Below are 538 nucleotides of genomic sequence, written 5' to 3' on the forward strand. Positions count from 1 at the left end.
GCCCCTCCATCGGTCACCAGGATCGTCTCGCTGCAACCGATCGCGAAACGGCCCTCCTCGTCGGTCAGGAACAGCGGCATGTGCAGCGCCATGTTGGGCCGCAGCACATTCTGGCCGCCCGGCTCTAAGCTGGTGTAGCCCCGCGTCGACCAACCGAGACCGCATGAATAGCCAACGCGCTGGCGGAATGTCTGCGGACGGCCAGCCCGCTCTACGACCCCTCGTGCGGCAGCATCGACGTCTCCGGTCAATGCCCCGGGCATCGCAGCTGCGATCGCCGCTTCCAACGCTGCGTTCGAGAGTTCATACAGAGCCGTGGCCTCGGCATGTCTGCCGTAGATTGCGGAGCGCACTAGCCCGGCGGCGTAATCATGAACCCTTCCGCCGACCTCGATGTAGGCGACGTCGCCCTGTTTGAGGCGGTTGTTGCCGGACTTCGCGTGCCCTACGGCTGTGTGATTTCCGAATAAAATCCCGAACAAAGTCGCGTCTACCCCCGTGGACTCTACGGCCGCCGCTATCGTCCAGGCGGCCGTAG

The 538-nt window shown here is 64.3% G+C and carries 1 protein-coding gene; it reads right to left on the reverse strand.

Going from position 1 to position 538, the window contains the following annotated elements:
• Nucleotides 1-538, reverse strand: a 538-nt coding sequence (locus EN818_RS30725; RefSeq protein ID WP_135906582.1) for a M24 family metallopeptidase, incomplete at both ends; no start/stop codon positions are given.

It is taken from the genome of Mesorhizobium sp. M3A.F.Ca.ET.175.01.1.1 (assembly GCF_004791945.1).
Classification (GTDB): domain Bacteria; phylum Pseudomonadota; class Alphaproteobacteria; order Rhizobiales; family Rhizobiaceae; genus Mesorhizobium.